The organism is Bradyrhizobium sp. AZCC 1578 (genome assembly GCF_036924675.1).
GTDB lineage: Bacteria > Pseudomonadota > Alphaproteobacteria > Rhizobiales > Xanthobacteraceae > Bradyrhizobium.
The window spans coordinates 1,577,629-1,601,091 of sequence record NZ_JAZHRZ010000001.1 but is presented as its reverse complement, the minus strand read 5'-3'; the positions used below and the strand labels follow the sequence as shown (position 1 = coordinate 1,601,091).

The 23,463-nt window shown below is 60.2% G+C and carries 20 protein-coding genes and 2 pseudogenes; 15 read left to right on the top strand and 7 right to left on the bottom strand.

Annotated features, from left to right (window positions below; translation table 11 throughout):
• Positions 1-122 precede the first annotated feature (122 nt).
• Entirely contained in the window at positions 123-1,349 is a 1,227-nt protein-coding gene (locus V1290_RS08115) for an acyl-CoA dehydrogenase family protein (RefSeq protein ID WP_334363918.1), read from the top strand.
• 10 nt (positions 1,350-1,359) lie between these two features.
• Positions 1,360-1,914: a flavin reductase family protein gene (locus tag V1290_RS08110; protein WP_334363917.1), complete on the top strand. Its 555-nt coding sequence runs from the start codon at positions 1,360-1,362 to the stop codon at positions 1,912-1,914.
• A gap of 52 nt (positions 1,915-1,966) precedes the next feature.
• Here the strand turns inward: V1290_RS08110 and V1290_RS08105 are convergent, their stop codons facing one another.
• Both V1290_RS08105 and V1290_RS08100 read right to left on the bottom strand, forming a co-directional pair.
• The gene (locus V1290_RS08105; RefSeq protein ID WP_334363916.1) at positions 1,967-2,842 is read right to left on the bottom strand and encodes a polysaccharide deacetylase family protein; all 876 of its coding nucleotides are present in this window, start codon (positions 2,840-2,842) and stop codon (positions 1,967-1,969) included.
• A gap of 17 nt (positions 2,843-2,859) precedes the next feature.
• Positions 2,860-3,966 (bottom strand): LLM class flavin-dependent oxidoreductase, encoded by a 1,107-nt coding sequence (locus V1290_RS08100; protein WP_334363915.1) that lies wholly within the window; start codon positions 3,964-3,966, stop codon positions 2,860-2,862.
• A gap of 171 nt (positions 3,967-4,137) precedes the next feature.
• On the opposite strand from V1290_RS08100, the gene V1290_RS08095 reads away from it, so the two are divergent.
• The 13 genes and pseudogenes from V1290_RS08095 to V1290_RS08040 all read left to right on the top strand — a co-directional run bounded on the left by V1290_RS08095 (position 4,138) and on the right by V1290_RS08040 (position 19,011).
• Positions 4,138-5,019 carry an FAD binding domain-containing protein gene (locus tag V1290_RS08095; protein WP_334363914.1) on the top strand — a complete coding sequence of 294 codons (882 nt, stop codon included), beginning with the start codon at positions 4,138-4,140 and terminating at the stop codon, positions 5,017-5,019.
• Positions 5,016-5,501 (top strand): (2Fe-2S)-binding protein, encoded by a 486-nt coding sequence (locus V1290_RS08090; protein ID WP_334363912.1) that lies wholly within the window; start codon positions 5,016-5,018, stop codon positions 5,499-5,501. Before V1290_RS08095 ends, V1290_RS08090 begins: the two co-directional genes overlap by 4 nt.
• A pseudogene (locus V1290_RS08085) lies at positions 5,498-7,892 on the top strand (xanthine dehydrogenase family protein molybdopterin-binding subunit). Before V1290_RS08090 ends, V1290_RS08085 begins: the two are co-directional and overlap by 4 nt.
• 169 nt (positions 7,893-8,061) lie before the next feature.
• Positions 8,062-9,069: an ABC transporter substrate-binding protein gene (locus V1290_RS08080; RefSeq protein ID WP_334363911.1), complete on the top strand. Its 1,008-nt coding sequence runs from the start codon at positions 8,062-8,064 to the stop codon at positions 9,067-9,069.
• Between the two features lie 37 nt (positions 9,070-9,106).
• The gene (locus tag V1290_RS08075) at positions 9,107-9,922 is read left to right on the top strand and encodes an ABC transporter permease (protein WP_334363910.1); all 816 of its coding nucleotides are present in this window, start codon (positions 9,107-9,109) and stop codon (positions 9,920-9,922) included.
• A gap of 4 nt (positions 9,923-9,926) precedes the next feature.
• Positions 9,927-10,712, top strand: coding sequence for an ABC transporter permease (locus V1290_RS08070; protein WP_334363909.1), 786 nt, complete (start codon positions 9,927-9,929; stop codon positions 10,710-10,712).
• A pseudogene (locus V1290_RS36455) lies at positions 10,709-11,159 on the top strand (ABC transporter ATP-binding protein); the annotation flags it as partial. The gene V1290_RS08070 and the pseudogene V1290_RS36455, both read left to right, overlap by 4 nt.
• Before the next feature lie 168 nt (positions 11,160-11,327).
• Positions 11,328-11,771, top strand: a complete 444-nt coding sequence (locus tag V1290_RS36450) for a TOBE domain-containing protein (protein ID WP_442895051.1) — start codon at positions 11,328-11,330, stop codon at positions 11,769-11,771.
• Between the two features lie 8 nt (positions 11,772-11,779).
• On the top strand, positions 11,780-12,619 hold the full coding sequence (locus V1290_RS08060) for a phosphodiesterase (protein WP_334363908.1): 840 nt from the start codon (positions 11,780-11,782) through the stop codon (positions 12,617-12,619).
• A 112-nt stretch (positions 12,620-12,731) separates the two neighbouring features.
• Positions 12,732-13,700 (top strand): Bug family tripartite tricarboxylate transporter substrate binding protein, encoded by a 969-nt coding sequence (locus V1290_RS08055; RefSeq protein WP_334363907.1) that lies wholly within the window; start codon positions 12,732-12,734, stop codon positions 13,698-13,700.
• A 664-nt stretch (positions 13,701-14,364) separates the two neighbouring features.
• Entirely contained in the window at positions 14,365-17,559 is a 3,195-nt protein-coding gene (locus tag V1290_RS08050) for an ATP-binding protein (RefSeq protein ID WP_334363906.1), read from the top strand.
• Between the two features lie 58 nt (positions 17,560-17,617).
• On the top strand, positions 17,618-18,037 hold the full coding sequence (locus V1290_RS08045; RefSeq protein ID WP_334363905.1) for a hypothetical protein: 420 nt from the start codon (positions 17,618-17,620) through the stop codon (positions 18,035-18,037).
• Positions 18,038-18,276: 239 nt separating this feature from the next.
• Positions 18,277-19,011 (top strand): Crp/Fnr family transcriptional regulator, encoded by a 735-nt coding sequence (locus V1290_RS08040; protein WP_334368964.1) that lies wholly within the window; start codon positions 18,277-18,279, stop codon positions 19,009-19,011.
• Between the two features lie 15 nt (positions 19,012-19,026).
• Here V1290_RS08040 and V1290_RS08035 read toward each other — a convergent pair whose 3' ends face one another.
• The 5 genes from V1290_RS08035 to V1290_RS08015 all read right to left on the bottom strand — a co-directional run bounded on the left by V1290_RS08035 (position 19,027) and on the right by V1290_RS08015 (position 23,454).
• The gene (locus V1290_RS08035) at positions 19,027-19,713 is read right to left on the bottom strand and encodes a cyclase family protein (protein WP_334363904.1); all 687 of its coding nucleotides are present in this window, start codon (positions 19,711-19,713) and stop codon (positions 19,027-19,029) included.
• Positions 19,714-19,745: 32 nt separating this feature from the next.
• Entirely contained in the window at positions 19,746-21,035 is a 1,290-nt protein-coding gene (locus V1290_RS08030) for a TRAP transporter large permease (RefSeq protein ID WP_334363903.1), read from the bottom strand.
• A 5-nt stretch (positions 21,036-21,040) separates the two neighbouring features.
• Positions 21,041-21,562 carry a TRAP transporter small permease gene (locus V1290_RS08025; RefSeq protein WP_334363902.1) on the bottom strand — a complete coding sequence of 174 codons (522 nt, stop codon included), beginning with the start codon at positions 21,560-21,562 and terminating at the stop codon, positions 21,041-21,043.
• Between the two features lie 99 nt (positions 21,563-21,661).
• A complete protein-coding gene (dctP, locus tag V1290_RS08020; protein WP_334363901.1) occupies positions 21,662-22,663 on the bottom strand; it encodes a TRAP transporter substrate-binding protein DctP in 1,002 nt (333 codons plus the stop codon).
• A gap of 47 nt (positions 22,664-22,710) precedes the next feature.
• Entirely contained in the window at positions 22,711-23,454 is a 744-nt protein-coding gene (locus tag V1290_RS08015; RefSeq protein WP_334363900.1) for a GntR family transcriptional regulator, read from the bottom strand.
• Positions 23,455-23,463: the final 9 nt, after the last annotated feature.

The window sequence follows — 23,463 nt, the reverse complement described above, 5'->3', positions numbered from 1 at the left end:
GCGTTTTTGAGCAGCCTCTTGCGGCGGAGTAGCCATGCTCCGCCCGCCTTGATCATTGGCCATCAGCCGGTAGACTGGCAAAGCGCGGGCGGCGTATCGCAACGGAGCAGGCGAGGAAACACATGGCGGAGCACGGCCGCAAGCCGGATGCAGGTTCACCCGCGGGGCCGGGCTCGGACAGCTATGCCGCCATGGTTGCACGTGCCAAGGCCTTGATTCCGGAATTGCGCGGTCGCGCTTCAAAGACGGAGGAGCTCCGCCGCCTGCCGCCCGAGACCGAACGTGATTTGCATGACGCCGGCTTGTTCCGGGTCGTGCAGCCCAGGCGCGTCGGAGGTGCCGAGCTTGACTATGTGGCTCTGGTCGATTGCTCCGACGCATTGGCGCAGGCGGATGCTTCAGTAGCATGGAACTTCGCCAACCTTGCCAGCCACCACTGGATGCTGGGCATGTTCGACAAGCATGCGCAGGACGCGGTTTGGAGCAGGAATGCCGATGCGTTGATTGCCTCGTCCTTCATCTTTCCAGCCGGGCGCGCGAGAAAGGCAGAGGGGGGATACGTCTTGCGCGGTCATTGGCCGTTCTCCTCGGGTGTGGAATCCTGCGACTGGAACATGCTTGCAGGCGTGGTGTCCTCTGACGATGAGGCCGAGGGTATCGAATACCGGATATTCCTGCTCAACCGGAGCGAATACAGGATCAACGACACCTGGAATGCGACGGGCCTGTGCGGTACCGGGTCGAACGATGTATGGGTCGAGGATTGCTTCGTTGCGGAGAACATGACCATCGCAGTCAGCGATCTGACCGGCGGACCGACGCCCGGAAGCGCCGTCAATCCAAACGCGCTCTATGCGCTACCGGTATTCTCGCTGTTTCCTTACGTATTGTCGGGCGTGGGTTTGGGCAATGCGCAAGCCTGTCTCGATGATTACGTCGAATTCGCGCGCCATCGGGCCTCGACCTACAATCGGGCCAAACTCAGCGATCTGCAGACTACCCAAATCAAGATCGCGGAGGCGTCCGCCAAGATCGATGCGGCTCGCCTCGTGATGCGTACGAACTGCATCGATGCGATGGCCGACGCGAGGCGCGGCCATATTCCAGGTCTTGCGGTCAAGACGAGGTTGCGGCGGGATGGCGCCTTCGCAGTGAACCTCTGCACCGAAGCGGTCTCGCTTTTGTTCGCTGCAAGTGGCGCGCGCAGCCTGTTCACGTCAGGCGCGTTGCAGCGGCAGTTCCGCGACGCTCACGCCGTGAATTCGCACCTCGCATTCAATTTTGATGCGGCAGGAACCAACTATGGACGCGTGGCGCTTGGCCTGCCGTCCGAAAATCTGACGCTCTGAGGCCCGGCGGATGTCTGATGCACCCAAACATCCGGCCGATCCGGCCAATGAACTTGCCAGCGGCAACTCGGCGATTGACCCGCGGGATTTTCGCAATGCGCTCGGCACATTCGCCACTGGCGTCACCATTGTCACGGCAATGACCGTGGACGGGAAGCCGTATGGCGTTACCTGCAACTCCTTTGCATCGGTATCGCTCAATCCGCCGCTGGTGTTGTGGAGTCTCGGGATGTTTTCGCAGGGGCTTACGATCTTCCAGAACGCCAGCCATTTTGCGGTCAACGTTCTCGGAGCTTCCCAGCAGGCGCTGGCGTCGCAGTTCGCAAAGTCGTCGGATGACAAGTTCGCCGGCGTGAACTGGACGCCGGGGCTTGGCAACGCGCCGGTGTTGACCGATTGCGTCGCCAATTTCCAATGCCGCGCGGCCAATCGGTATTACGGCGGCGACCACATCATCTTCCTCGGCGCCGTCGAGGCCTATGCCTATAATCGGCAGGAACCCTTGTTGTTTGCGCGCGGTAGTTTCGGACGGTTCATTGCTGGAGATGACAGTAAGGCCTCATGAGCAACGGCCGAAGCTCGTTGGACCTTCGACGATCCTGCGGCAGACATCAAATCTAGATCTTTGCCATCTCTGCGCGATACCAGTCGCCAATCTCGCTGGCTGTCATCAGGGCCACGCCATCGTGACCCAGAACATAGTCGAGCAACGCCTCCAGATACTTGATGCGATGCGGCACGCCCGTGATGTACGGGTGAACTGAGATCGCCATGATCCGCGCGTTCGATGCGCCTTCTAGATACAGCCGATCGAACTGGTCGGTGCAGCGTTTCAGGAATTGCTCGGAAGAAAGATGCTGTAGTGCGTGGATGACGATGTCGTTGGTTTCGACCGAATAGGGGATCGTCGTGATGGTGCCGTGGGGTGTGGCGATGTCCTGCGGCAGATCGTCGATCACCCAATCCGCGACGTATTCGATGCCGTTGAGGCGCAGCAGATCGAGGGTTTCCTCGGTCTCGGTGAGGCCGGGGCTTTCCCATGATCGCGGCGGCTTGCCTGCAAATTTCGAAATTGTCTCGACCGATCGTTTGATGGCATCCGCCTGATTCTCGACCTTGTGCATCGCCCCCTGCACGAAACCGTGGCCCATGAATTCAAAGCCGGCGTCGAGCGCAGCGGAGGCGACCCGTGGGTAGGCGTTGCAGACATTGGCATTGAGCGCCAACGTCACCGGTATTTTGCGATCCGTCAGTGCCTTGAGCTGTCGCCAGAAGCCGGCGCGCATCCCGTATTCATGCCAGGACCAGTTCGGCACGTCGGGCAATAGCGGCTGGCCCATCGGCGGGCTCAGCACGGTGCGAGGCATCGCGTTCTCGATCCGCCACTCCTCGACATTGAGGATGACCCACACCGCGAGTTTCTTGCCGCCGGGAAGCGTGAGCTTCGGCCTGTCGACTTGTGCTTGATAGGGAATGCGATCGCTCAGTGCCACGACAAGCTCCCCGCGGATTATTCGGCGGCTTTGGAATCGCCGGACGCGCCGGCATTGATCCTCGGCATGACCTGTTCGGCCATCAGGACCATCGACTGTCGACCTAGTTCGCGATCTCTCCAGTCCTTGCCGGCATACAGCAACGTTCCGAAGGGGCCGGTCTCTTCCTGAAAAGCCAGCAGTTGATCCGTCACGCTGTCCGGCGTGCCATGAATGATCAGTTTGTCGCAGATCGACTCCAGCGTCACCTCGTCGTCCGGCTGATCGCGGCGGGTCTTGAACAGTTCGATGCGACCGCTCCGCTTCAGCTTGGTAAGCAACGAGCGATAATAGTAGACATAAGGTCCGTTTGGATCGGTGGCATAAGCCTTTGCGGTAGCTGCGTCCTTGGCTACGAACACGCTCTTGGCAACGCGCCAGTTCGCTGGATCCGCAGGACGGCCGGCGCGTTCGCATCCCTCCACATATTTCGGCCAATGGCTCTTCACCCAGGCCGGCATCAGGAAATTTGCCGAGATTGGTTCCCAACCGCGCGCGGCGGCTTCCGTCACGCCTTTTGAAAACGGCGCCACCGCAGTGACCACGATCGGCGGGTGCGGCCGCTGCAGTGGGCGCGGAATGAAGCCCTGGCCGATGTCTTCGATCAGAGTCTTCTGCACCGATATATTCCAGAATTGACCTTGCAGATTGTAGGGCGGCTCGCTGGCCCAGATCTGAAGTACCTGATTGATCGCCTCCAGGAACATGGCATTCCTGTCCGCCTCGAGATTGCCGAACACTTCCGCGTCCGACAGCAGACCGCCCGGGCTGATGCCGAAGATCAGTCGCCCGTCGAGCATGTGATCGAGCATCGCTATCGAGGCTGCAATCGCTGCCGGATGAGCGTTCGGCATGTTGACGGTGCCGGTGCCAAGTTTGATCTTGCTGGTTGCCGCGGCGAGCCATGCAATGAATGCGATGCAGGACGTGATGTTCTCGGCTCTGTCGGTAGTGTGCTCGCCGACATAGCCTTCGGTGAAACCGAGTTCATCGGCCAGCAGGAAAGCCTCTCGATCCTCCTTGAGCGAAAGCCGCCAATCCTTGTCGACAGGATGGATCGGCATCGTAAAGAATCCAAGCTTCATGGTCCGCTCTTCCCCAAAGGCAGGCTTTTTGTTTGCACAGAACGTGCGTCGTTCGTCGCTCGAAAACAAGCTCAAAGTCGAAATAATCATCCAACAAACTTGACCTTTGGCGATCACAGCCGTCTAATTCCGCGAAAATGCCGATAGTTGACCGGGGAGGTCACGCCAAAAATGAAAGCCTCGGCTTTCGCTTATGCCCGCGCAACCAGCGTCGCCAATGCGCTGGAATTGCTGACCGCGTATGGCGAACGGGCCAAGGTGTTGTCGGGCGGCCAGAGCCTGGTGCCGGCGATGAATCTGCGCCTGGTTGCACCGGAGCTCATTGTCGATATTGGCGAGCTGACCGAGTTGCGCGGGTTCTCGGTTAAGGGAGGCGTCCTCACCGTAGGTGCGCTGACACGTCACGCCGATCTCCTGAAATCCCCCGAAATAGCAGCCCATGCTCCCTTGCTGAAGGATGCGGTCGCACATGTCGCCCATCCCGCGATCCGCAATCGCGGCACGATCGGGGGAAGCCTTGCGCACGCTGATCCGGCTTCAGAACTGCCAGCCTGCATGCTTGCGCTTGGCGCTACCATCATTGCCCGCGGACCGGGCGGCGAGCGGCGGATTGCGGCAAACGAGTTCTTCATCGGGATCTACGAAACCGCGCTTACTCCGCAGGAACTGCTGGTTGCCGTCGAGCTGCCGGTGACTTCAAAGAACGCGACCCATTTCTTTCATGAGTTCGCCCGTCGGCATGGCGATTACGCCATTGTTGGCCTCGCAGCGCAGGCTTCCATCAAGGATAGGCGCTTCGCCGATCTTCGACTTGGCTTCTTTGCCGTCGGCGATCGCCCGTTGCTGGCCAAGTCTGCCAGCAGGCTGGTCGATGTCGCCATCACACCTGCGGTGTTGTCTGCGGCAGCTTCTGCATTGGACGATGAACTCGATCCGCTGGACGATCAACAGGCGACACCCGCCATGCGTCGGCATCTGGCGAAGGTTCTGTTGACGCGCTGCGTGTCGTTACTGCTTGCCCGGCCTGATCTTCGTGCGGGAGCATCAGCGTGACTGATGCGGTTGCGATTGCGCTGAGTGTCAATGGTGAGCTCGTCGCAGCGAATGTACTGCCGCGCCTGAATTTGGCGGATTTTCTTCGTGAGCATCTCAAGCTGACCGGCACGCATGTCGGATGCGAACATGGCGTGTGTGGGGCATGCACGGTCCGCGTCAACGGCGACATCGTCCGCTCCTGCCTGATGCTCACGGTTCAGACGCACAATGCAGCGATCGAGACGATCGAGGGACTGTCGGACAGCGGCGAAATTGCCGATTTGCAGTCAGCATTCCGGGAGCGTAACGCACTGCAGTGCGGTTTCTGCACGCCGGGAATGCTGATGGCGGCGCAGGATCTGCTGAAGCAATCGCCGTGTCCGGATCGAGAGCGGATACGCGAACATCTTTCCGGCAATTATTGTCGCTGTACGGGTTACCAGGCAATCGTTGACGCCATCGAGAGCACAGCGTGGGCGCGCACGGGACGCCGGCCATGACATCGGAGCGGGCAAATCCTCAAACACTTTCTGTGCTGGATCGGCCGAACTCGTATATCGGGAAGGCAGTGCCGCGGCCGAACCTCGATCGGCTGATGCAGGGACGTGGGCTCTATGTCAGTGACATCGAGCTGCCGCGCATGGCGCATGCCGTGTTCCTACGGTCGCCGCACGCGCACGCGAGGATCGTTGGCATCGAGACCACCGCGGCCAAGCAGATGCCCGGAGTCATCGCCGTCGTTTCAGGCAGGGAGCTATCGACCGTCGTCACGCCGTGGGTCGGCGTGCTTTCGCATCTGAAGGGCCTCAAATCCGCCCCGCAAAGTGCGATCGCTGTCGACCGAGTGTGCTGGCAGGGTGAAGCGGTCGCTGCCGTGGTGGCGGCCAGCCGCGCACAGGCCGAGGACGCCGCAGAGCATGTCTTAGTTGAATATGAAGAACTGCACGCCGTAACGGATATGCGTGCCGCGCTCGATCCGGCAACGCCTGTGATCCACGCCTCCCTTGGGGACAATCTGGCGTTCGAGCGCATTCACGACGCGGGCGCCGTCGGTCAGGCCTTTGCCGAGTCCGACGAGGTGGTCGAAGCAGAGTTCGTTTTCGGACGGCACACCGGCGTGACGCTGGAGCCGCGAGCGGTGGTGGCAGACTGGAACGCCGCGGAAGCCAGGCTGACCATCTATCAAGGCACGCAGGCGCCGCATATGGTGCAGAATATCGCGGCGCTCCATCTTGGCTTGAAGGAATCACAGGTCCGCGTCGTCTGCAAGGACGTCGGCGGCTCCTTCGGTATCAAGGTCCATATCTATGCCGACGAGATGGCGACCTACGCACTATCCAAACTCCTGCGGCGTCCGGTCAAGTTCGTCGCCGACCGGGTCGAGAGCTTCAACACCGATATTCATGCCCGCGACCATCGCTGCAGGGGAAAGATCGGCGTCAAGCGCGATGGCACCATCATGGTATTTGAGATCGACGATCTTACGGGCATCGGGCCTTATTCCATGTACCCGCGCACCAGTGCGATCGAGGCCAATCAGGTCGTCAAATCTCGTCGGCGGGCCCTATGTGACCGGAAATTACCGGGCCCGTGCCCGCGTCGTATTCCAGAACAAGAACGTGATGTGCCAGTACCGTGCAGTTGGCCATCCGATCGCCTGCTCGGTGACGGAGGGCCTGGTCGATCTGGCGGCGATGAAGATTGCCATGGATCCGGTTGAAATCCGTCGCCGCAATCTGATTGCCGACGACGCCTACCCCTGCGCCTCGCCATCAGGTCTGCGCTTCGAGCAGTTGTCGCACCATGCGGCGCTCGCCAAGCTCGTCCAAATGATGGACTACGATGCCTTGCGCGCTGAGCAGGCCGCCCTGCGAGTGAGGAACATCCATCGTGGCATCGGCATCGCGAGCTTCATCGAAGTTACCAATCCGAGTGCGGCGTTTTATGGCGTAGGCGGTGCGAAGATATCCTCGCAGGACGGTGTCGCGGTGCGGCTTGATGCGCAGGGGTCAGTGATCTGCCAAACAAGTATCACCGAGCAGGGGCAGGGATCGGAATCGCTTACCGCACAGATCGTCGGAAGCGTGCTTGGCGTCTCAATGGATCGCGTCCGCGTAATCCTGGGCGACACCGACAATACGCCGTATGGTGGGGGCACCTGGGCTTCGCGCGGCGCTGGCATCGGTGGAGAGGCCGCGCTTCAAGCCGCCAAGATACTGCGCAAGAACATCCTCGACGTAGCGGCTGCCGTCCTGCAATCGACGCCAAGCGAACTCGATATTGTCAACAACGCGGTAGTGAATGTCGTCGATGGCGCGCCGCGGATCGATCTGAGCGATCTCGCGCGAATTGTCTATTTCCGCCCCGACACGCTGCCGCCGGGTATTCAGCCCGAATTGATGGCGACCAGGCACTTTGTCCCGCGCGAATATCCTTTCGCCTTCACCAATGGCGTTCAGGCCTCATGGCTGGAGCTTGATCCCGATACGGGTTTTGTGAAGCTGCTGAAGCACTGGGTGGTCGAGGATTGCGGCACGATCATCAACCCGCAACTGGTTGATGAGCAGATCAGAGGCGGCGTGGTGCAGGGGCTTGGCGCCGCGCTATTCGAGAAATGCGTGTATGACGAACGTGGCCAACTCACCAACGCAAATATGGCCGACTATCTCGTTCCGATGTCCGGTGAAATGCCGGACATCGACGTCGGACATGTGGTTTCACCGACCCTCGAATCGGAACTGGGCGCGAAGGGTGCAGGGGAAGCCGGCACGGCAGGTGCGGCGGCCGCCGTGACCAATGCGGTCAACGACGCGCTCAGACCGTTTGGGACAATCATCACGGAAATCCCCCTGACGCCTCAGGTTATTCTGAGCGCCTTGGGACGCATCTAATGCGACCGCGATAAATTTGATCAGGGGGCAGGGCGGACGTTGATGGCGCGCCGGGCGGCGCTGCGGCCTTCTCCGCAAAACGCTGTGTCGCAAAACCTTCATACGCGGCCTATACGTCACACCGATTGGTGATGAGATCGTCAATTGCCGCCCTAACCCGGAGTTTCCCATGAGGACCGCCCGTTTTGTTCTTGCCTTGCTGGCGCTGTTGCCAATCGCGCCCTGGCAATCCGCCAAAGCGGCCGACGTCATTTGCTACAATTGCCCGCCGGAATGGGCGGACTGGGCTTCCATGCTCAAGGCCCTCAAAGCCGACCTCAACTACGATATCCCGCACGACAACAAGAATTCCGGCCAAGCGCTTGCTCAGATACTTGCCGAGAAGAATAACCCGGTGGGTGATATCGGCTATTTCGGTGTTACCTTTGGTATGAAGGCCAAGGCGCAGGATGCGCTTGAGCCTTACAAGCCGGCGAAATGGGACCAGGTCCCCGCCGGCCTGAAGGATGCCGACGGTTACTGGACCACGATTCATTCAGGCGCGCTTGGCCTGTTCGTGAACAAGGACGCGCTTGGCGGCAAGCCGGTGCCAGCCTGCTGGAAGGATCTCCTGAAGCCCGACTATAAGGGGATGGTCGGTTATCTCGATCCGTCGTCGGCCGCCGTCGGGTATGTCGGCGCGGTCGCAATCAATCTGGCGCTCGGTGGTTCCGAAGCGAACTTCGATCCTGCGATCAACTTCTTCAAGGACCTGCGGAAGAACGACCCGATTGTCCCCAAGCAGACTTCCTACGCCCGCGTCGTCTCCGGAGAGATGCCGATCCTGTTCGATTATGATTTCAACGCCTATCGCGCGAAATACTCAGAAAAGGGCAGTTTTGAATTCGTAATCCCCTGCGAGGGGTCGGTGGTGTTTCCTTACGTCGCCGGCCTCGTCAAGAACGCGCCCAATAAGGACAAGGCCAAGAAGGTGCTGGACTATCTCTTGTCGGACAAGGGACAGGCGATCTGGACCAACGCCTACCTTCGGCCGGCGCGGCCGATCGATCTGCCCGAGGCGGTGAAGAAGAAATTCCTGCCTGATAGCGAATATGCGCGTGCGAAGAACGTCGACTGGGGCCAGATGGAAAACATGCAAAAAGGCTTTGTCGATCGCTATCTCGCCGAGGTTCGCTGAGGCAATATGGCGCCTCTCGCTGGGGCACCATTTTCTGATGTCGCATAGGTCTTTTGTCTGGTTATGCCTGCTGCCGCTGGCGGTAGTGACGGCGGCATTTTTCCTGTTGCCGATGGCGCGGCTTGTTGTAATGGGAGCAGCAGGACCGCAGGGGCTCGCGGGGTATCTCGCGATCCTGACCGAGCCGCGTTACCGGGCGACCCTCCTCAACACGGTCTTGCTAGCTACCGCGACCACCATTGTGACCCTGATCGTGGCGACGGTCGCCGGGATGTTCCTGCAGCGGCATCGTTTCCCCGGCCGCGCCATTCTGATTGCGATGCTGACCTTTCCTCTGGCGTTTCCTGGCGTGGTGGTCGGCTTCATGATCATTCTTCTCGCCGGTCGACAGGGCCTGATCGGCGATTTCTCGAACCGCGTGTTTGGCGAGAAGCTTGTCTTTGCCTATTCGATCTACGGATTGTTTCTTGGATATCTGTATTTCTCCATCCCGCGCGTCATCCTCACCATCATGGCCGCGGTGCAGAAGCTTGATACAGGCTTGGAAGAGGCCGCGCGCTCGCTCGGCGCGAGCCCTTGGGCCGTGCAGCGTGATGTCGTCCTGCCGGCCCTGGCGCCGGCCTTCGTCGCCTCCGGCGCAATCGCGTTTGCGACCGCAATGGGGGCGTTCGGAACGGCATTTACGCTGGCGACGAACATCGATGTACTGCCGATGCTGATCTATACCGAATTCACGCTGGCTGCGAATTTCTCGATCTCGGCCGCGCTGTCGGTCGGGCTTGGCGTCATTACCTGGCTTATTCTTGCGCTTGCCCGCTCCTTCAGCGGAAGTGCCGTTGCGGCGGCTGGATGAGACCATGCGTGATCGCCTGATCTTCATCGGCCAGTTCATCTTCACCCTGCTGGTAGCCGGATTCCTGGTGGTGCCCGCGATTCTGTCGATCTCCGCCGGCGTCACCGTGAACTACTTCCGCGGCATCCAATCCGGCGTGACCTTGCAATGGGTTGTGCAGGTATGGGAGCTTTATGCTGGCACCATCCTGCTTTCATTCGTGGTTGCATTTGCAACTCTTGCAGTGGCGCTCGTCGCAGGCGTTCCAGCCGCCTATGCCTTGCATGTGCGGGGAGGGCGCCTGTCGCGGATCGTCGAGGAGATCATCACCCTGCCGTTGGCGATCCCTGGCCTGGCCATCGCACTGGCATTGCTCCTGACCTATGGAGGTTTCGGCGACTTTCGCCGCTCCTGGCTGTTCATTCTCGCGGGCCATGTCATCTTCACGATGCCCTTCATGGTGCGATCCGTGATGGCTGTGTTCGCGACAGTCGACATCAAAACGCTGGACGAGGGTGCGGCATCGCTCGGCGCATCGCCGTGGCGGCGCTTCCGCGACGTGATCGTCCCCAATGCTCTGCCCGGCATATTGGCGGGCAGCCTGATGGTGGTGACGCTGTCACTCGGTGAATTCAACCTGACCTGGATGCTGCACACGCCATTGACCAAGACATTGCCGATCGGGCTCGCCGACAGCTATGCCTCGATGCGGCTGGAAGTGGCCTCGGCCTATACGCTGATCTTCTTCGTGATGATCATTCCGTTGCTGGTCGCTATGCAATTGTTTGCCGAGAAGGAACAGAAGAGATGAGTGCGCAGGCCGGACACGGCGCCTCGGTGCGTATCGAGGCCTGCGGCAAGACCTTCGCCGACGGAACGCGCGCGCTTGAACCTGCAACGCTCGAGATCGCCCGTGGTGAAACACTGGTGCTGCTCGGCCCCTCCGGTTGCGGCAAGACCACCATGCTGCGCATTATCGCCGGCCTCGAACTGCCCGATGCAGGCGGCAGGGTACTGTTCGACGGCAAAGACATGACGGCGGTGCCGATAGAGCGGCGTAACGTGGGCAATGGTGTTTCAGTCCTATGCGCTTTTCCCCAATATGACCGTATCCGATAATATCGGTTATGGATTGAATATCCGCGGCGTACCGAGGAAGGAGCGGGCGGCGCGCGTTGCCGAACTGGTGGCGCTGACCAATATCTCCGGGCTGGAGCACCGCCGGATCGACCAGCTTTCAGGCGGCCAGCGGCAGCGGGTGGCGCTGGCGCGCGCGGTAGCGATCCGGCCGGGCATCCTGTTGCTCGACGAACCGCTGACGGCGCTCGATGCCGCCCTGCGTGACCGGCTGCGCGGCGAGCTGAACCGCCTGCTGCGCGCGCTCGGCATCACCACGATTTACGTGACGCATGATCAGTCCGAGGCCATGGAGCTCGGCGACCGTGTCGTGGTCATGCAGAAGGGGAAGATTGCCCAGATCGGCACGCCGCGCGAGATCTACTTCACGCCGAACAGTCGCTTTGTCGCCGAATTCATCGGCGCGGCGAATATCCTCGAGGCGGCCGTCGAGAATGGTCACTTGGTATTGCCGGGCGGACGTCAGCCGATTGACGGCGATGCGAATTTACCGGCCGCAGTGGCGATGATTCGCCCCGAGACCATACGCGTGGTGGCAGCCGAAAGCGCGCCGCTTTCAGGCATCATCGACAGCGTCAGCTTCATTGGTGACAGGCAACGGCTGGTGGTCAGCGGCGTGTCTAACAGGTCGTTCACCGTCGATGCGCCGAATACGGTCCGGGCCAAGTCCGGCGAACGGATCGGATTATCGATTTCGCCGGACGTCGTCCGTCTGTTGCCGCCCGAAAGCTGAGAAAGTCGATGTCGCCAATGCCGGTTCATATTGCCCAGATTTCTGATCTGCACATCAAGCCGCCGGGAGCACTTGCCTATGGCAAGCTGGATACTGCAAAGGCGCTCGAACGTTGCGTTGCCGCCCTGAACGAATTCAGGCCTGCGCCCGATTTTGTAGTGGTCTCCGGCGATCTGGCGGACACGCCGACGGCCGAGGAGTATCAATATCTCAATCGGCTGCTGGCGCCGCTCAAGCTTCCGTACGCCGGCATTCCCGGCAATCACGACTCGCGCGAATTGATGCGTGCCGCGTTTCCTTCCGCGTCCTATGCCTTCGTATCAGGGCCGCTCAATCAGAGGATCGAGGTTGCGGGGCTCGATCTGCTGTTGCTGGATTCAAGCGTACACCGAAAGCCGCATGGCGAACTCGATGGGCCCACGTTGCAATGGCTTGACGCGATGCTGGCTTCGTCGCCAGACCGGCCGGCGCTGCTGTTTCTGCACCATCCGCCGTTCAAGGCCGGAATTTGGCACATGGACCGTCAGAATCTCCTCAATGCAAGCGAACTCGCGCCGATCGTGCGTCGTCATCCCCGCGTGCAATTGATCGCAACTGGACATGTGCACCGCGCGGCACTGACCATGTTTGCGGGCGTACCGACCACGATCTGTCCCGCCCCCAACCATGCCGTCGATCTTGATCTGGCCGAACTGCGCGAACCTTCCTTCAAGGTGGAGCCGCCGGCCTTTCATCTCCATAGCTGGTTTCCGGGTGAGGGGTTCGGCACGGTCGTTACCCATCAAGTGCCGATAGGCACGTTCGACGGCCCACATCCGTTTTTTGGGCCAGATGGGAAGCTGCTGTAGCCGTGCGGCATTCCCCGGCCGGACCGATTGCATAAGCCGAACATCGGGCGCAATCTTTCCCAAAATGGCGGCCGCATTCCTAAGGTTGGTGCCGCTCATATTGGGGGGAATGATGCAGCCGCTTCATCTGGTGATTCCAGCGCTTGCCTTGCTCCTAGGCCATCATGCGATGGCGCTGGGGAGCTATCCGGACCGGCCCATCAAGATGATCGTGCCGCTGGCCGCGGCAAGTGCGGTCGACGTCGCTGCGCGGATCGTCACCCAGAAGATGGCCGACAATATGGGCCAGCAGATCGTGATCCTGAACCAGCCGGGCGCTTCAGGCCTGATCGGGGCGGAGGCCGTCGCCCGCGCCGAACCGGACGGCTACACGATTGGCGGGTTCAACGACAGCATCATGACGATGGTGCCGAACCTGCAGTCCAAGATGCGCTGGGATATCCTGAAGGACTTCGAGCCGGTGTCGCTGGTCGCGACGGTGGAGTGGGGGCTGGTGGCCAACAATCAGGCCAGCTTCAAGAACGCAGCAGATCTGATCGCGGCCGCGAAGGCGACGCCCGGCAAGATCGACTATGGTTCGGGCGGGCCGGGCAGTCCGCAGCATCTGGCGATGGCGATGTTCGCGTCGGCCGCCGGCATATCGCTCACGCATGTGCCTTACAAGGGCGCCACCCAGGCCGCAACCGACATCGCCGCTGGCCAGATTCCCGTAGGTTTCCAGGGCCTCGGCACGGTCGCAACGCTCGTGCGCGGCGGCCGACTCAAGCTGATCGGGGTAACCACCGAGAGGAGATTGTCGCAATTTCCCGATGTGCCGACCGTCTCGGAATCCGGTCTGCCCGGCTTCTTCTTCAATTCATGGTTCGCAATTCTTGCTCCCGCCCGTACCCCGAAGCATATTGTTGCCCGCCTGAACGCCGAGGTGCTGAAGGCGGTTGGCGATCCTGACGTGCGCCGCAGGCTTGAAGAGCTGGGTTTCGCCGTGCGCGGCAGTTCAGCGGAAGAGCTGCGCGCCATGACGCGCGATCAGTTCGCGAAGTATGAGCGCGTGATCAGGGAAACGGGAATCGCCAAGGAATAGTTGCCGACCAATGCGCCACAGCGCCAGGGTCGGCAACCTATTTTGTAATCAATAGCAGGCGTAACGGCGGCCGTTGCGACCGACATAGTAGTCGGCGCCCATCGCACAGGGACCGGCTCCCCACGCATAAGCTCCGCGAATCTGACTGCGTAGCTGGTGGTCGCCCGCGTAGGGACTGTCAGGTCCCTTGTTCTGGCAATTTGCATTCGGATAGAATTGTGCACAGTAGCCGGGATTGTAGATCACCTCCTGCGCGGCCGCCGGCGCTGCAACCGCAGCGGTAAGGAGAGCTGCCGTGCCCAGTAACGCTAATTCTTCTTGGGTATTCTCCTCGGGCGCTGGCCTAAGCGCGCCGGGTCTAACCTATGCGGCCTGTGCGCGATTTGGCGTCCAAACAGCTAGTTCGTGCATGCGAGGAAAGGTTTATCGGAGGACAGGCTCTGTGCCACACGACCGGGCTTGCACCTGTTAGTTGCGTGATGGCCTGTTTGCTACGAAAGTCCTCGTTGTGCTAACTCAAGTGTCTTCTGATCGTTCTCAGCCCGAAAATCCAACGCATCGTGGCTTGCCTGCCAGAACGCCGCCGATCTGGATTGACGACGTAACGGCTTGTTCGCCCACGATCTTTCGCTAGTCTGACACAGGTGGATGGAGGAAGCTGAGGGTGTCTTGCCAGGTCTGTTCGTCAACGCTGAGAGCTGGCGATCTGTTTTGCTCTGCATGCGGCGCGGTGGTGCCCAACCATCCGGTGAGCCCGTTCGTATCCGAAGCGCATGGCCGCATTGCTGGCGAGCGAAAATTCCTCACCGTGCTTTGTTCCGACCTGCAGCGTTCGACCGATCTGATTTCGGAGCTCGATCCTGAAGAAGCGATTTCCCGGCTCGAGCCTGCCTTGGTCGCGATGCGCACGGCAGTTCGTCGCAGCGGCGGTATCGTCAGCAAGGAAGGTGGTGACGGGCTGATTGCGTTGTTTGGCGCACCGCATGCGGACGATAATCACGCCGTTTTGGCCTGTCATGCAGCTATTGAACTCGTCAGGCGTATCAAGCTGCTGAACGATCCGGCGCTTCACGTCCGAGTCGGCGTTCATTCCGGCTATGTCGTTGCGCATGTCATCGAAGCGGACTTTTCTTCGATCTATGAAGCAGGCGGGCCCGCCGTCCATCTGGTCAAGCGGCTCGAAAGCGCGGCGAACGCCGGACAGATCCTGGCCTCAGAATCCTGCCAGAATCTGGCGACCGGAATTGTGACCTTCAACGCACTGCCGCCGAAACGGATGGAGGGATTTCCCGCACTGGTACCCTGTTACGAGGTCGTCGAAGTCAGTGGTCTCAGCCGCTGGCGGGCCCGTTCGACGAGCGGTCTTTCGTCCTTTGTCGGCCGGAACGAGCAGATTTCGCAACTGGAGCGCGCGGCACAGGCAGTCGGCCCTTCGGGGAAGATCGCTGCCGTGGTGGGAACGGCTGGAATAGGAAAGTCCCGCGTGGTCCATGAATTCGTGGACACCTTGCGGCAACCTGATTGGCAGGTTGTCGAAGCCGAGTGTAATCCGCTCGAACAAGCAGCTCCTTACGCCTTGGTGAAGAGGCTTGTTCAGAGCGCGCTGCAGCGAGAGAATTTCGCCCTCGCGGGGCAAGTCGGCTCAAGCGATGACCTCCGGCCGGCTCACGCTGAGCTTTGGCCAGCGGCACTCGATTCTGTACTCGATCAGCCCGTCGGGGATCCACGCTGGCGCGATCTAGAACCCTTGCTGCGGCGGCGTGTCATTGTCGATGCAGTTCGCAACACGTTGGAGCGAGTAGTTTCGTCCCAGCCGACGGTGTTGTTGCTGGAGGATTTGCATTGGATCGATGGCCAGAGCGAGGCCGTCGTTGAAGCTCTGGTGTCGCTTGCGGCCACCCGGCCGTTGCTGGTGCTGTTGACTTGGCGGACCGAATATGCGCCGAGCTGGCTTGAAGGCCTGGACGTACTGCGGATCTGGCTTCGGTCGCTCGACGCGGCTTCGGCAAACGTACTGCTCGACAATTTGCTAGGCACTGCTGCCGATCTCGATGCTATCAAGGCCCGTATCCTCCGCCACACCGGGCAGATACCGCTCTTCATCGAGGAAGTCGCCCGGCAGCTCGCCAGTCGCGGTGCCGCTGATGGCGCCGGCGCATCCTGGGACACTCTCGAAATTCCTCCCACCGTCCAGGGAGTGATCGCATCGCGCATTGATCGCCTGCCGAAAGAAGACAAGGCGCTTCTGCAACTTGCTTCCGTCCTCGGACCCCGCATATCGCCAAACCTGCTCGCTGCCGTGACCGAGATGCCGGCGGCGCAATTACAAAGCAAACTCTGGTCCCTGGAGGTCCTGGACTTCCTGGAGGAGGTGCGATCTGCCTCATCGGTTGAGTATGTGTTCGCGCACGATCTTATTCGCGAGGTCGCTTACGAATCGATCCTCCGCTCGCAGCGCGAGGTGCTGCATCGCCGGATTCTAACGGCTATGGAAACAACGTCGGCTGGGCGCGAGGAAGACGTTGCGGAAGCGCTTTGCCATCACGCGATCAAGGCCCAGGATTGGAGCAAGGTTGACCGATATGGCCATTTGGCCGCGAGGAAGGCATTTGCCAGATCAGCGTTCCGTGACGCTGCCGGGTATTTCCAGTTTGCGATGGACGCCATTGACAAGCAGCCGGCCTCGATCCCGCGCGAACAGCAAGCAATTGATCTCCGCATTGAAGCCCGGCTGGCGTTTGCGGCGCTTGGAGAAATCGAGCGATGGTTCGAGCTGTGCCGCGATGCTGAAGCGCGCTCCGAAAAAATTCGAGATGAAGAAAGACGGCTTGCATCGATAGCGATGAGGGCGGCAGCGTTGAATTTCTACGGAACGCCCTACGAAGCCATCGTGGTGGCCGAAGAAGCCGTCGCCTTAGCCAACCGGATGAACGATACGCCCTGGCTTTGCCTAGTCGAATACGGCCTTGGCCAATCGTATTTTCTCGCCGGACGATTTCGGGATGCACGACGGCATCTTGCAAAGGCAACTGCACTGCTTGCGAGTGCACCGGAGAACGTCCCGCCAGGAACGACGGGATCCAGCCTACTGGTGCTGTGCCGAATGATGAGCGCCATCGTTCACGCATGGTTGGGCGAATTTGACGAGGCCGAGCATTGCTCCGAGGAGGCAGGTATTCTGGCGGAAACGAACGACCGTCCTTATGACATGATCGCGGCCGACTATGGTCGCGGCGTCGTGCAGATGATGCGCGGCGATCTTGAGGAGGCAGAGAGCGCCCTTGATCAAGCTTTGCGCGTTTCGCGCGAAAGCGAGGCGCGCTTGTTTCGGCCTCTCATCATGAGCGCGCTGGGAAGTCTTTACTCGCAGCAGGGATTTGCCGAGCGCGCGACGGAGATCCTTTTGCAGGCCAAGGATGAAGCCGACAAGCTTGGGCATGAAACCAGCAAGGTCGCCATCTCGGCGTATCTCGGCGCTGCCTATGGTCAGCTCGGCGATACCCAGCATGGATTATCGCTCCTGCGTGCCTGCCAGGCCAGCGCAAGACAGAAGGGATATGTGGGTATCGAAGCGCTGGCGGCGAGCGCGGAGGCGAATATTCTCGCGTCCCAGGGCGGGCACATGCTTGAGGAGGCCATGGGCTGCCTGCAACGCACTATCGAATTCACCGCCAAACTCGAAGCCTTGCCCCTGCTGGGGGCAGCCAAGGGAGTGCGCGCCCGGCTCCTGGCGGCCTCCGGCCGTACGGACGAGGCAAGGGAGGAGCTTGCGCAGGCCATCAGCCTCTTCGACCAATCAAGAATGACTGTACATTTACAACGTGCTAAGGCCGCGCTCTCCAAGTTCTCGGATATTTGACATATTGTGGCCACGTTACGGCCACGGCGATTATCGTCGACCTTTAAGGAGCACAGGAATGGCGGGACTAGTTTACAGCGGAAAATTTGAAGAACACATCAACGAATTGTATAGCCCGAAGAATATCAGCAAAACTGCGAAGAAATTCAAAGAGTACGAAAAGAAGAACGGCCCCTATTCATTCGGGAAATTTACCAAATTCCTGGTGCCGAAGAAGGAAAACTGGGCCGACCAATCAGGATCAACTGAAGGGCACGACAGGTGGGAAAAGCATTCCGGCGCAATTCCCAAGGCGATCCGCGACAAGATTACTGAAATCATTGCGACCAATCTGAGATCGCCCAAGCCGCTGCCGCTGGTGCTGAAGGTTGGCGAGAATGTCGATGGCACGCATGACCTGAAGGTTCGGGTCTTTGCCCACAATGGCCACATGCATATTGGACTTCACATGCTTTGCCCGAATTCTTCGCTGAAATAACCCTTCAGCGGTTTGACTAGGTTAGCCAGCAAGATCGCCAGATCTTGCTGGCTTTTTTGCTGCAGGCCAGCCTTAGGTTGCGACGGCAGTGCGATCCGGCCTTGGTTCCGCCGTTTATAGGGGCATTGGTCTTGTTTCCCGCCGCCAAATCGCCGGGCCGGAGGCGCTTTCCGGTTGAAAAGCCGGTCCGCGTTGATTACGGAAGGGGGCAATCCCGTGTTCCCTGGAGTTTGACTGTCGTGCCTCAACAAAGGACGGGTGAAGCTCACGGATTTTCGAACGGCAAACTGTCGGTGCTGCGCAAGCACCCGTTTTTTGCTGACCTCGAGCCCGCGGCGTTCGAGCAGCTCTGCCGCTATGCCAAACATTCCACGTTGAAGCGGGGCGCCACGCTGTTCTCCAAGGGGGACCCCGGCAACAGCCTGTACGCGGTGATTTCGGGTACGGTGAAGATGAGTATTTCCTCCCCCGATGGCCGCAGCGCGATCCTGAACATCATCGAGCCTGGAGAAATCTTCGGCGAAATCGCACTGCTCGACGGCGGGGTTCGCTCGGCCGACGCGATCGCAAACTCCAATTGCGAGCTATTCGTCATCGATAGGCGGGAGTTTATCCCCTTCGTGAAGGAGCAGCCGGGGCTGGCGATGAAGTTCATCGAATTGCTCTGCGGGCGGTTGCGGTGGACCAGCGATCAGGTCGAGCAGATTATCCTGCAGAATTTGCCCGCGCGACTGGCGAGCGCGTTGCTGCGCCTGTCCGAAAAACACAAACCTGCGCAGCAGGGTCGAACCATCGCGATCACCCAGCAGGAGATCAGCGAGATGGTTGGCATGACCCGGGAGAGCATCAACAAGCAGTTGCGCGCCTGGGCGACCCGCGACTGGGTACGCCTCGAGCATGGCGCCATCGTTGTGTTGAATGCCGAGATGCTTCGTGATCTGGCCGATGCCGGATCCGGAAGCGAAGGCGAATAGGCCTCTCGTTTTCCTTCACAGGTCGAACACCGCAACCGCGCGGATCGGCGACGCTGTCCCGCCGCGCCACTTCATCGGCAGGCCGATAAATGTGAACTGGCCGCGTCCCAACAGCGCTTCGAGATTGCACAGGCTCTCGATGTGAGTGATGTCGAGGTCGAGGCAGGCCTTGTGGACGAGGGCATTAACCTTGCCCTCCGGCCCCGGCCGCATCGAATCGATGCCGAAATGCACGACGCCCTGCTGCGCCAGCCATTCGGTGGCGGCGACGTTCACGCCGGAATTGTCAGTCGAATATTCCTTGCGGGGGAATGTCCGTTCGTGGTGACCGGTGCAGAGCAGGACGGTGCCACCCTTCGGCACCGGCACGCCGGCCTTCGCCACCGCCGCCTCGAGATCGGCAGGCCTAATTTCGGCGCGCGGTGCAATGTGGCGCAGGTCGACGCAGATGCCGGGCACGATACACTTTTCCAGCGGATATTCATCGATTGATACGCCGCTCTTGCCGAAATGTCGGGGCGCGTCGATGTGGGTGCCGGCGTGGTCCACCATGGAAATGAACATCGACGCCAGCCCATGCACATTGCCCGATTCGGCGAAGGATTCTTCGTGGGTTTTCCAGACGCCATGCATGACGGGAGGATGGCCGGGATAGCTCGGCGTGCGGTGATAGAGCTCTCGGCTGAGGTCGACGATCTTCACGCGGAGTCTCCGTGACGCGAACTGCGTCTGTTCTAGAACCCGAACGCCCTCGGCAGCGCCAGCGACAGCCAGGGCACATAGGTCACGATCATCAGCACCGTAAACATCACGTAGTAGAACGGCCAGATGCCGCGCATCACCTCGTCGACCGAAACCTTGCCGATGGCGCACCCGACGAACAGCGTTGTCCCTACCGGCGGCGTCAGCAGGCCGATGCCGAGATTGAGCAGCATGACGATTCCGAAATGTACGGGATCGATGCCGAAGCTTTTCACGACCGGCAGCAGAATCGGGGTGCAGATCAACAGCAAGGGCGCGAGATCGAGCGCCGTCCCCAGAACCAGCAGCATGATGTTCAGCCACATCAGCAGCACGTATTTGTTGCTCGATATGGCGACGAAGAACTCGGTCATCTTGGCCGGCATCTGCATCAGCGCGGCGACATAGCCGAAGCATGAGGCTGTTGCCACCAGCGTCAGCACCATGGCCACGGTTTGCAGCGTCTTGTAGACCAATAGCGGCAACTCCGACCATTTGTAGTCGCGATAGATGAACATCGTGACGAAGAACGCCCAGACGCAGGCAACCGCGCCTGCCTCGATCGGTGTGAAGACGCCAGTGAGGATGCCGCCGAGCACGATGGCCAACGTTACGATCCCCCACATGGCGTCGCCAAGCATCTTGGCGGCTTGGCGGATCGGTACGGGCTCCCCCTTCGGGTGTTTGTCGCGATAAGCGTAGAACAGGCAGAGCACCATCAGCGAGAAGCCGAGCAGTAGGCCAGGGAGCACGCCGGCCAGGAATAGGCTGGTGATCGACACCACGCCGCCGGTCGCCAGTGAATAAATCACCGAATTGTGGCTCGGCGGGACGATGATCGCCTGCAGCGAGGCGCTGATGGTCACGTTGGTCGCGAAGACCCGCGGATAGCCTTTGTCGGCCATCTGGGGAATCATCACAGAGCCGATCGCGGAGGTGTCGGCGACCGACGATCCGGAGATGCCGCTCATGATCGTGGTCGCAAGGATGTTGACCTGCGAGAGGCCGCCCCGGATTCGGGTGAATCCGACGAGCACGGCTGCAAAGTCGACCAGCCGCTTGGCCATGCCGCCCTCGGCCATGATGGCGCCCGCCAGCACGAAGAAGGGGATGGTCAGCATCGAGACCTTTCCGACGCCGCTGGCAAATTGCTGCATGACCGCGCCGACCGGCAAATCGATCCAGAGCGCACCGACGAGCGAAGACAGCGCCAGCGCGTAGGCGATCGGCATGCCGATCGCGAAGAACAAGCACATGCTGAGAAGCAGAACCGCGATATCCATGGCAATTACTCGACCGGTACGTGGGCGTCAGCGCCGTCGCGCGGCGGCGGGCCAATTGTCAGGCGTTCGATGACGAACAGGAGCATCATGGCGCCGCTGACCACGATAGGAAGATAGGTGATCCCGACCGAGAGCCATGGAAACTCATCCACCGAATTGTCCCAGGTGGTACGGACCAGCCGCAGTCCCCAAATGACCATGAAGACTGCAATCACGCCCATCAATATTTCGCTGAGGAAAAGTGAGGCGCGCCGCAGCAGTGGCGGCAGCAGGTCGGTGCCAACAGTCATGTTCATGTGAATGCGCTGGCGGTAGCAGTTCGCCGAGCCGATGAAGGTGATGCCGACGGTGAGCAGCACGGCCATCGGCTCGGGCCATGACGAGGCGCTGTTGAGGATATATCGGGTATAGACGGCCCATGGGATGACAGCCGAGACCAGCACGAGCGCCACGCACGCGATCACGGCGCCGGTCCAGTAAACCGCATCGTTCACACGTCGGAAAATTCCGGCCGCAGAATTGGACATTTTGACCTCGGAGAATAGCGGCGCTTCAAATCACCTCTGTAACTCGCAGGAGTGGCCGGAACGGACGTCGCCCGGCCACCCGCCGCTCGCGAGCCGTACCTATTGCACCGCTTCGATACGCTTGACCATCGCGGCGTACTTCGAGCCGTACTTGTCCCAGACCGGCTTGACCGCATCCTGGAACGGTTTCTTGTCGATATCGGTGATGATCTCGGTGCCCGCCGCTTTCATTTTTTCGATGGCAGCATTCTCCGCTTCATACCAGAGCACACGCTGCTCTTGCTGCGCTTCCTTCGCAAATTTCTTGATCAGCGCCTGATCGTCGGGTGAAAGCTTCTGCCAGGAGATCCGCGAGAACACCAGAAGCTCCGGAATAATCAGGTGCTCGGTCATCGTGAAATACTTGGCCACCTGATAATGGTTCTGCGCTATGAACGATGGCGGATTGTTCTCCGCGCCGTCTACCACGCCTGTCTGCATCGAGCTGAAAACCTGATCGAAGCCCAGCGCGACGCCGTTGCCGCCCAGCGCGTTCATGGTGTCGACAAACAGCGGATTGCCCATCATGCGGACCTTGAGGCCCTTGAGGTCGGCCATGGTCCGGATCGGCCGCTTGTTGTTATAGACGTTGCGCGAGCCGGCGTTCATCCAGCACAGCGCGATCAGGCCGGTCTTTTCGTTCGCGGAAATCTTCGCCAACAATTCGTCGCCGATCTCGCCGTCGATCACTTTCTCCATGTGCTTGGAGTTACGGAAGACGAACGGCATGTTGAAGACGTTGACGTCGTCCACGACAGGGCCGACGGCACCGACCGAAATACGGGCGAACTGCAGCGCGCCGAGTTGGGCCTGCTCGATCATTTCCTTTTCGCCACCGAGCTGCATCGATGGGAACATCTGGATTGTCAGCCGGCCATTGGTAGCGGCTTCCAGCTTCTTGCCCATCCGGACCACGGCTTCGACCGTCGGATAGCCCAGCGGATGAACGTCCGATGCTTTCAGCACCATTTTCGTTTGCGCAAATGCCGATGAAAGCGGCATCGCGGTCGCCATGGTAGCCCCGAGTCCTGCGCTCAACTTGATGAAGTCGCGTCGTTTCATGTTGTTCCTCCTGATGTTTGTTTATCGTTTTATGGACTTTTCGAACTCTACAGTCGCTCGTCGAAGTACTCCGGATTGATATGTTGAGTAGCCGAGATGTTCTCGAGAAGGCTTTCGAGGTGGATTTCCATTGCCCGCCTTGCGCCCTCCGCGTCATGCGCCTCGATCGCAGTCAGGATGGCCTCGTGTTCGACGATGACCTTTGCAATCCTCCCGCGCTGGGGCAGGGTTAGCCGACGATAGCGATCGACGTGAACCTTCACCTGCTGGATATACTTCCAGATTCCGGGATAGCCGGCGACATCGGCGATTGTAGCATGAAACGTTTCATCGGCCTGATGAAACGTCTCGCTGTCTCCGGCCGCGCTGGCCTCGCGCTGTCGCTCCAGGATCGACCGTAGCGCCAGTTTCTGGCTCGACGTCGCACGTTCCGCCGCGAGCCTGGCGGTGGTCTCCTCCAGTGCCTTGCGGATGATGATGGCCTCGGGGAGTGCTGCGACCGGAATGCGCGAAACGAAGATGCCGGACTGGGGATAGATTTCCAGGAGCCCTTCATCCGATAATTTGAGGATCGCTTCGCGAACGGGCGTGCGGCTCACCCCGTAGGAGAGCGCGATCTGCGCCTCCGAGACCGCTTCGCCGGGCCGGCGCTGCAGCGACACCAGTTCGCCTCGAAGATCGGAATAGATCCTGGATGCTGCCGTCGCCGCGCGCGGTCTGCCGCTTCGGCGCGTGCCGGCAGCAATTCGGCGAACCTTTGGATCAGTCTTTTTTGATACGCGGGCGGGCATGGCGGCTTT

Excerpts from the sequence above, each read along its gene's own strand:
- dctP (WP_334363901.1), bottom strand. The coding sequence starts at position 22,663 with ATGAAACGACGCGACTTCATCAAGTTGAGCGCAGGACTCGGGGCTACC.
- V1290_RS08070 (WP_334363909.1), top strand. The coding sequence starts at position 9,927 with ATGCGTGATCGCCTGATCTTCATCGGCCAGTTCATCTTCACCCTGCTG.
- V1290_RS08115 (WP_334363918.1), top strand. The coding sequence starts at position 123 with ATGGCGGAGCACGGCCGCAAGCCGGATGCAGGTTCACCCGCGGGGCCG.
- V1290_RS08015 (WP_334363900.1), bottom strand. The coding sequence starts at position 23,454 with ATGCCCGCCCGCGTATCAAAAAAGACTGATCCAAAGGTTCGCCGAATT.
- V1290_RS08075 (WP_334363910.1), top strand. The coding sequence starts at position 9,107 with ATGTCGCATAGGTCTTTTGTCTGGTTATGCCTGCTGCCGCTGGCGGTA.
- V1290_RS36450 (WP_442895051.1), top strand. The coding sequence starts at position 11,328 with ATGGAGCTCGGCGACCGTGTCGTGGTCATGCAGAAGGGGAAGATTGCC.
- V1290_RS08055 (WP_334363907.1), top strand. The coding sequence starts at position 12,732 with ATGCAGCCGCTTCATCTGGTGATTCCAGCGCTTGCCTTGCTCCTAGGC.
- V1290_RS08045 (WP_334363905.1), top strand. The coding sequence starts at position 17,618 with ATGGCGGGACTAGTTTACAGCGGAAAATTTGAAGAACACATCAACGAA.
- V1290_RS08030 (WP_334363903.1), bottom strand. The coding sequence starts at position 21,035 with ATGGATATCGCGGTTCTGCTTCTCAGCATGTGCTTGTTCTTCGCGATC.
- V1290_RS08080 (WP_334363911.1), top strand. The coding sequence starts at position 8,062 with ATGAGGACCGCCCGTTTTGTTCTTGCCTTGCTGGCGCTGTTGCCAATC.
- V1290_RS08100 (WP_334363915.1), bottom strand. The coding sequence starts at position 3,966 with ATGAAGCTTGGATTCTTTACGATGCCGATCCATCCTGTCGACAAGGAT.
- V1290_RS08095 (WP_334363914.1), top strand. The coding sequence starts at position 4,138 with ATGAAAGCCTCGGCTTTCGCTTATGCCCGCGCAACCAGCGTCGCCAAT.
- V1290_RS08060 (WP_334363908.1), top strand. The coding sequence starts at position 11,780 with ATGTCGCCAATGCCGGTTCATATTGCCCAGATTTCTGATCTGCACATC.
- V1290_RS08025 (WP_334363902.1), bottom strand. The coding sequence starts at position 21,562 with ATGTCCAATTCTGCGGCCGGAATTTTCCGACGTGTGAACGATGCGGTT.
- V1290_RS08110 (WP_334363917.1), top strand. The coding sequence starts at position 1,360 with ATGTCTGATGCACCCAAACATCCGGCCGATCCGGCCAATGAACTTGCC.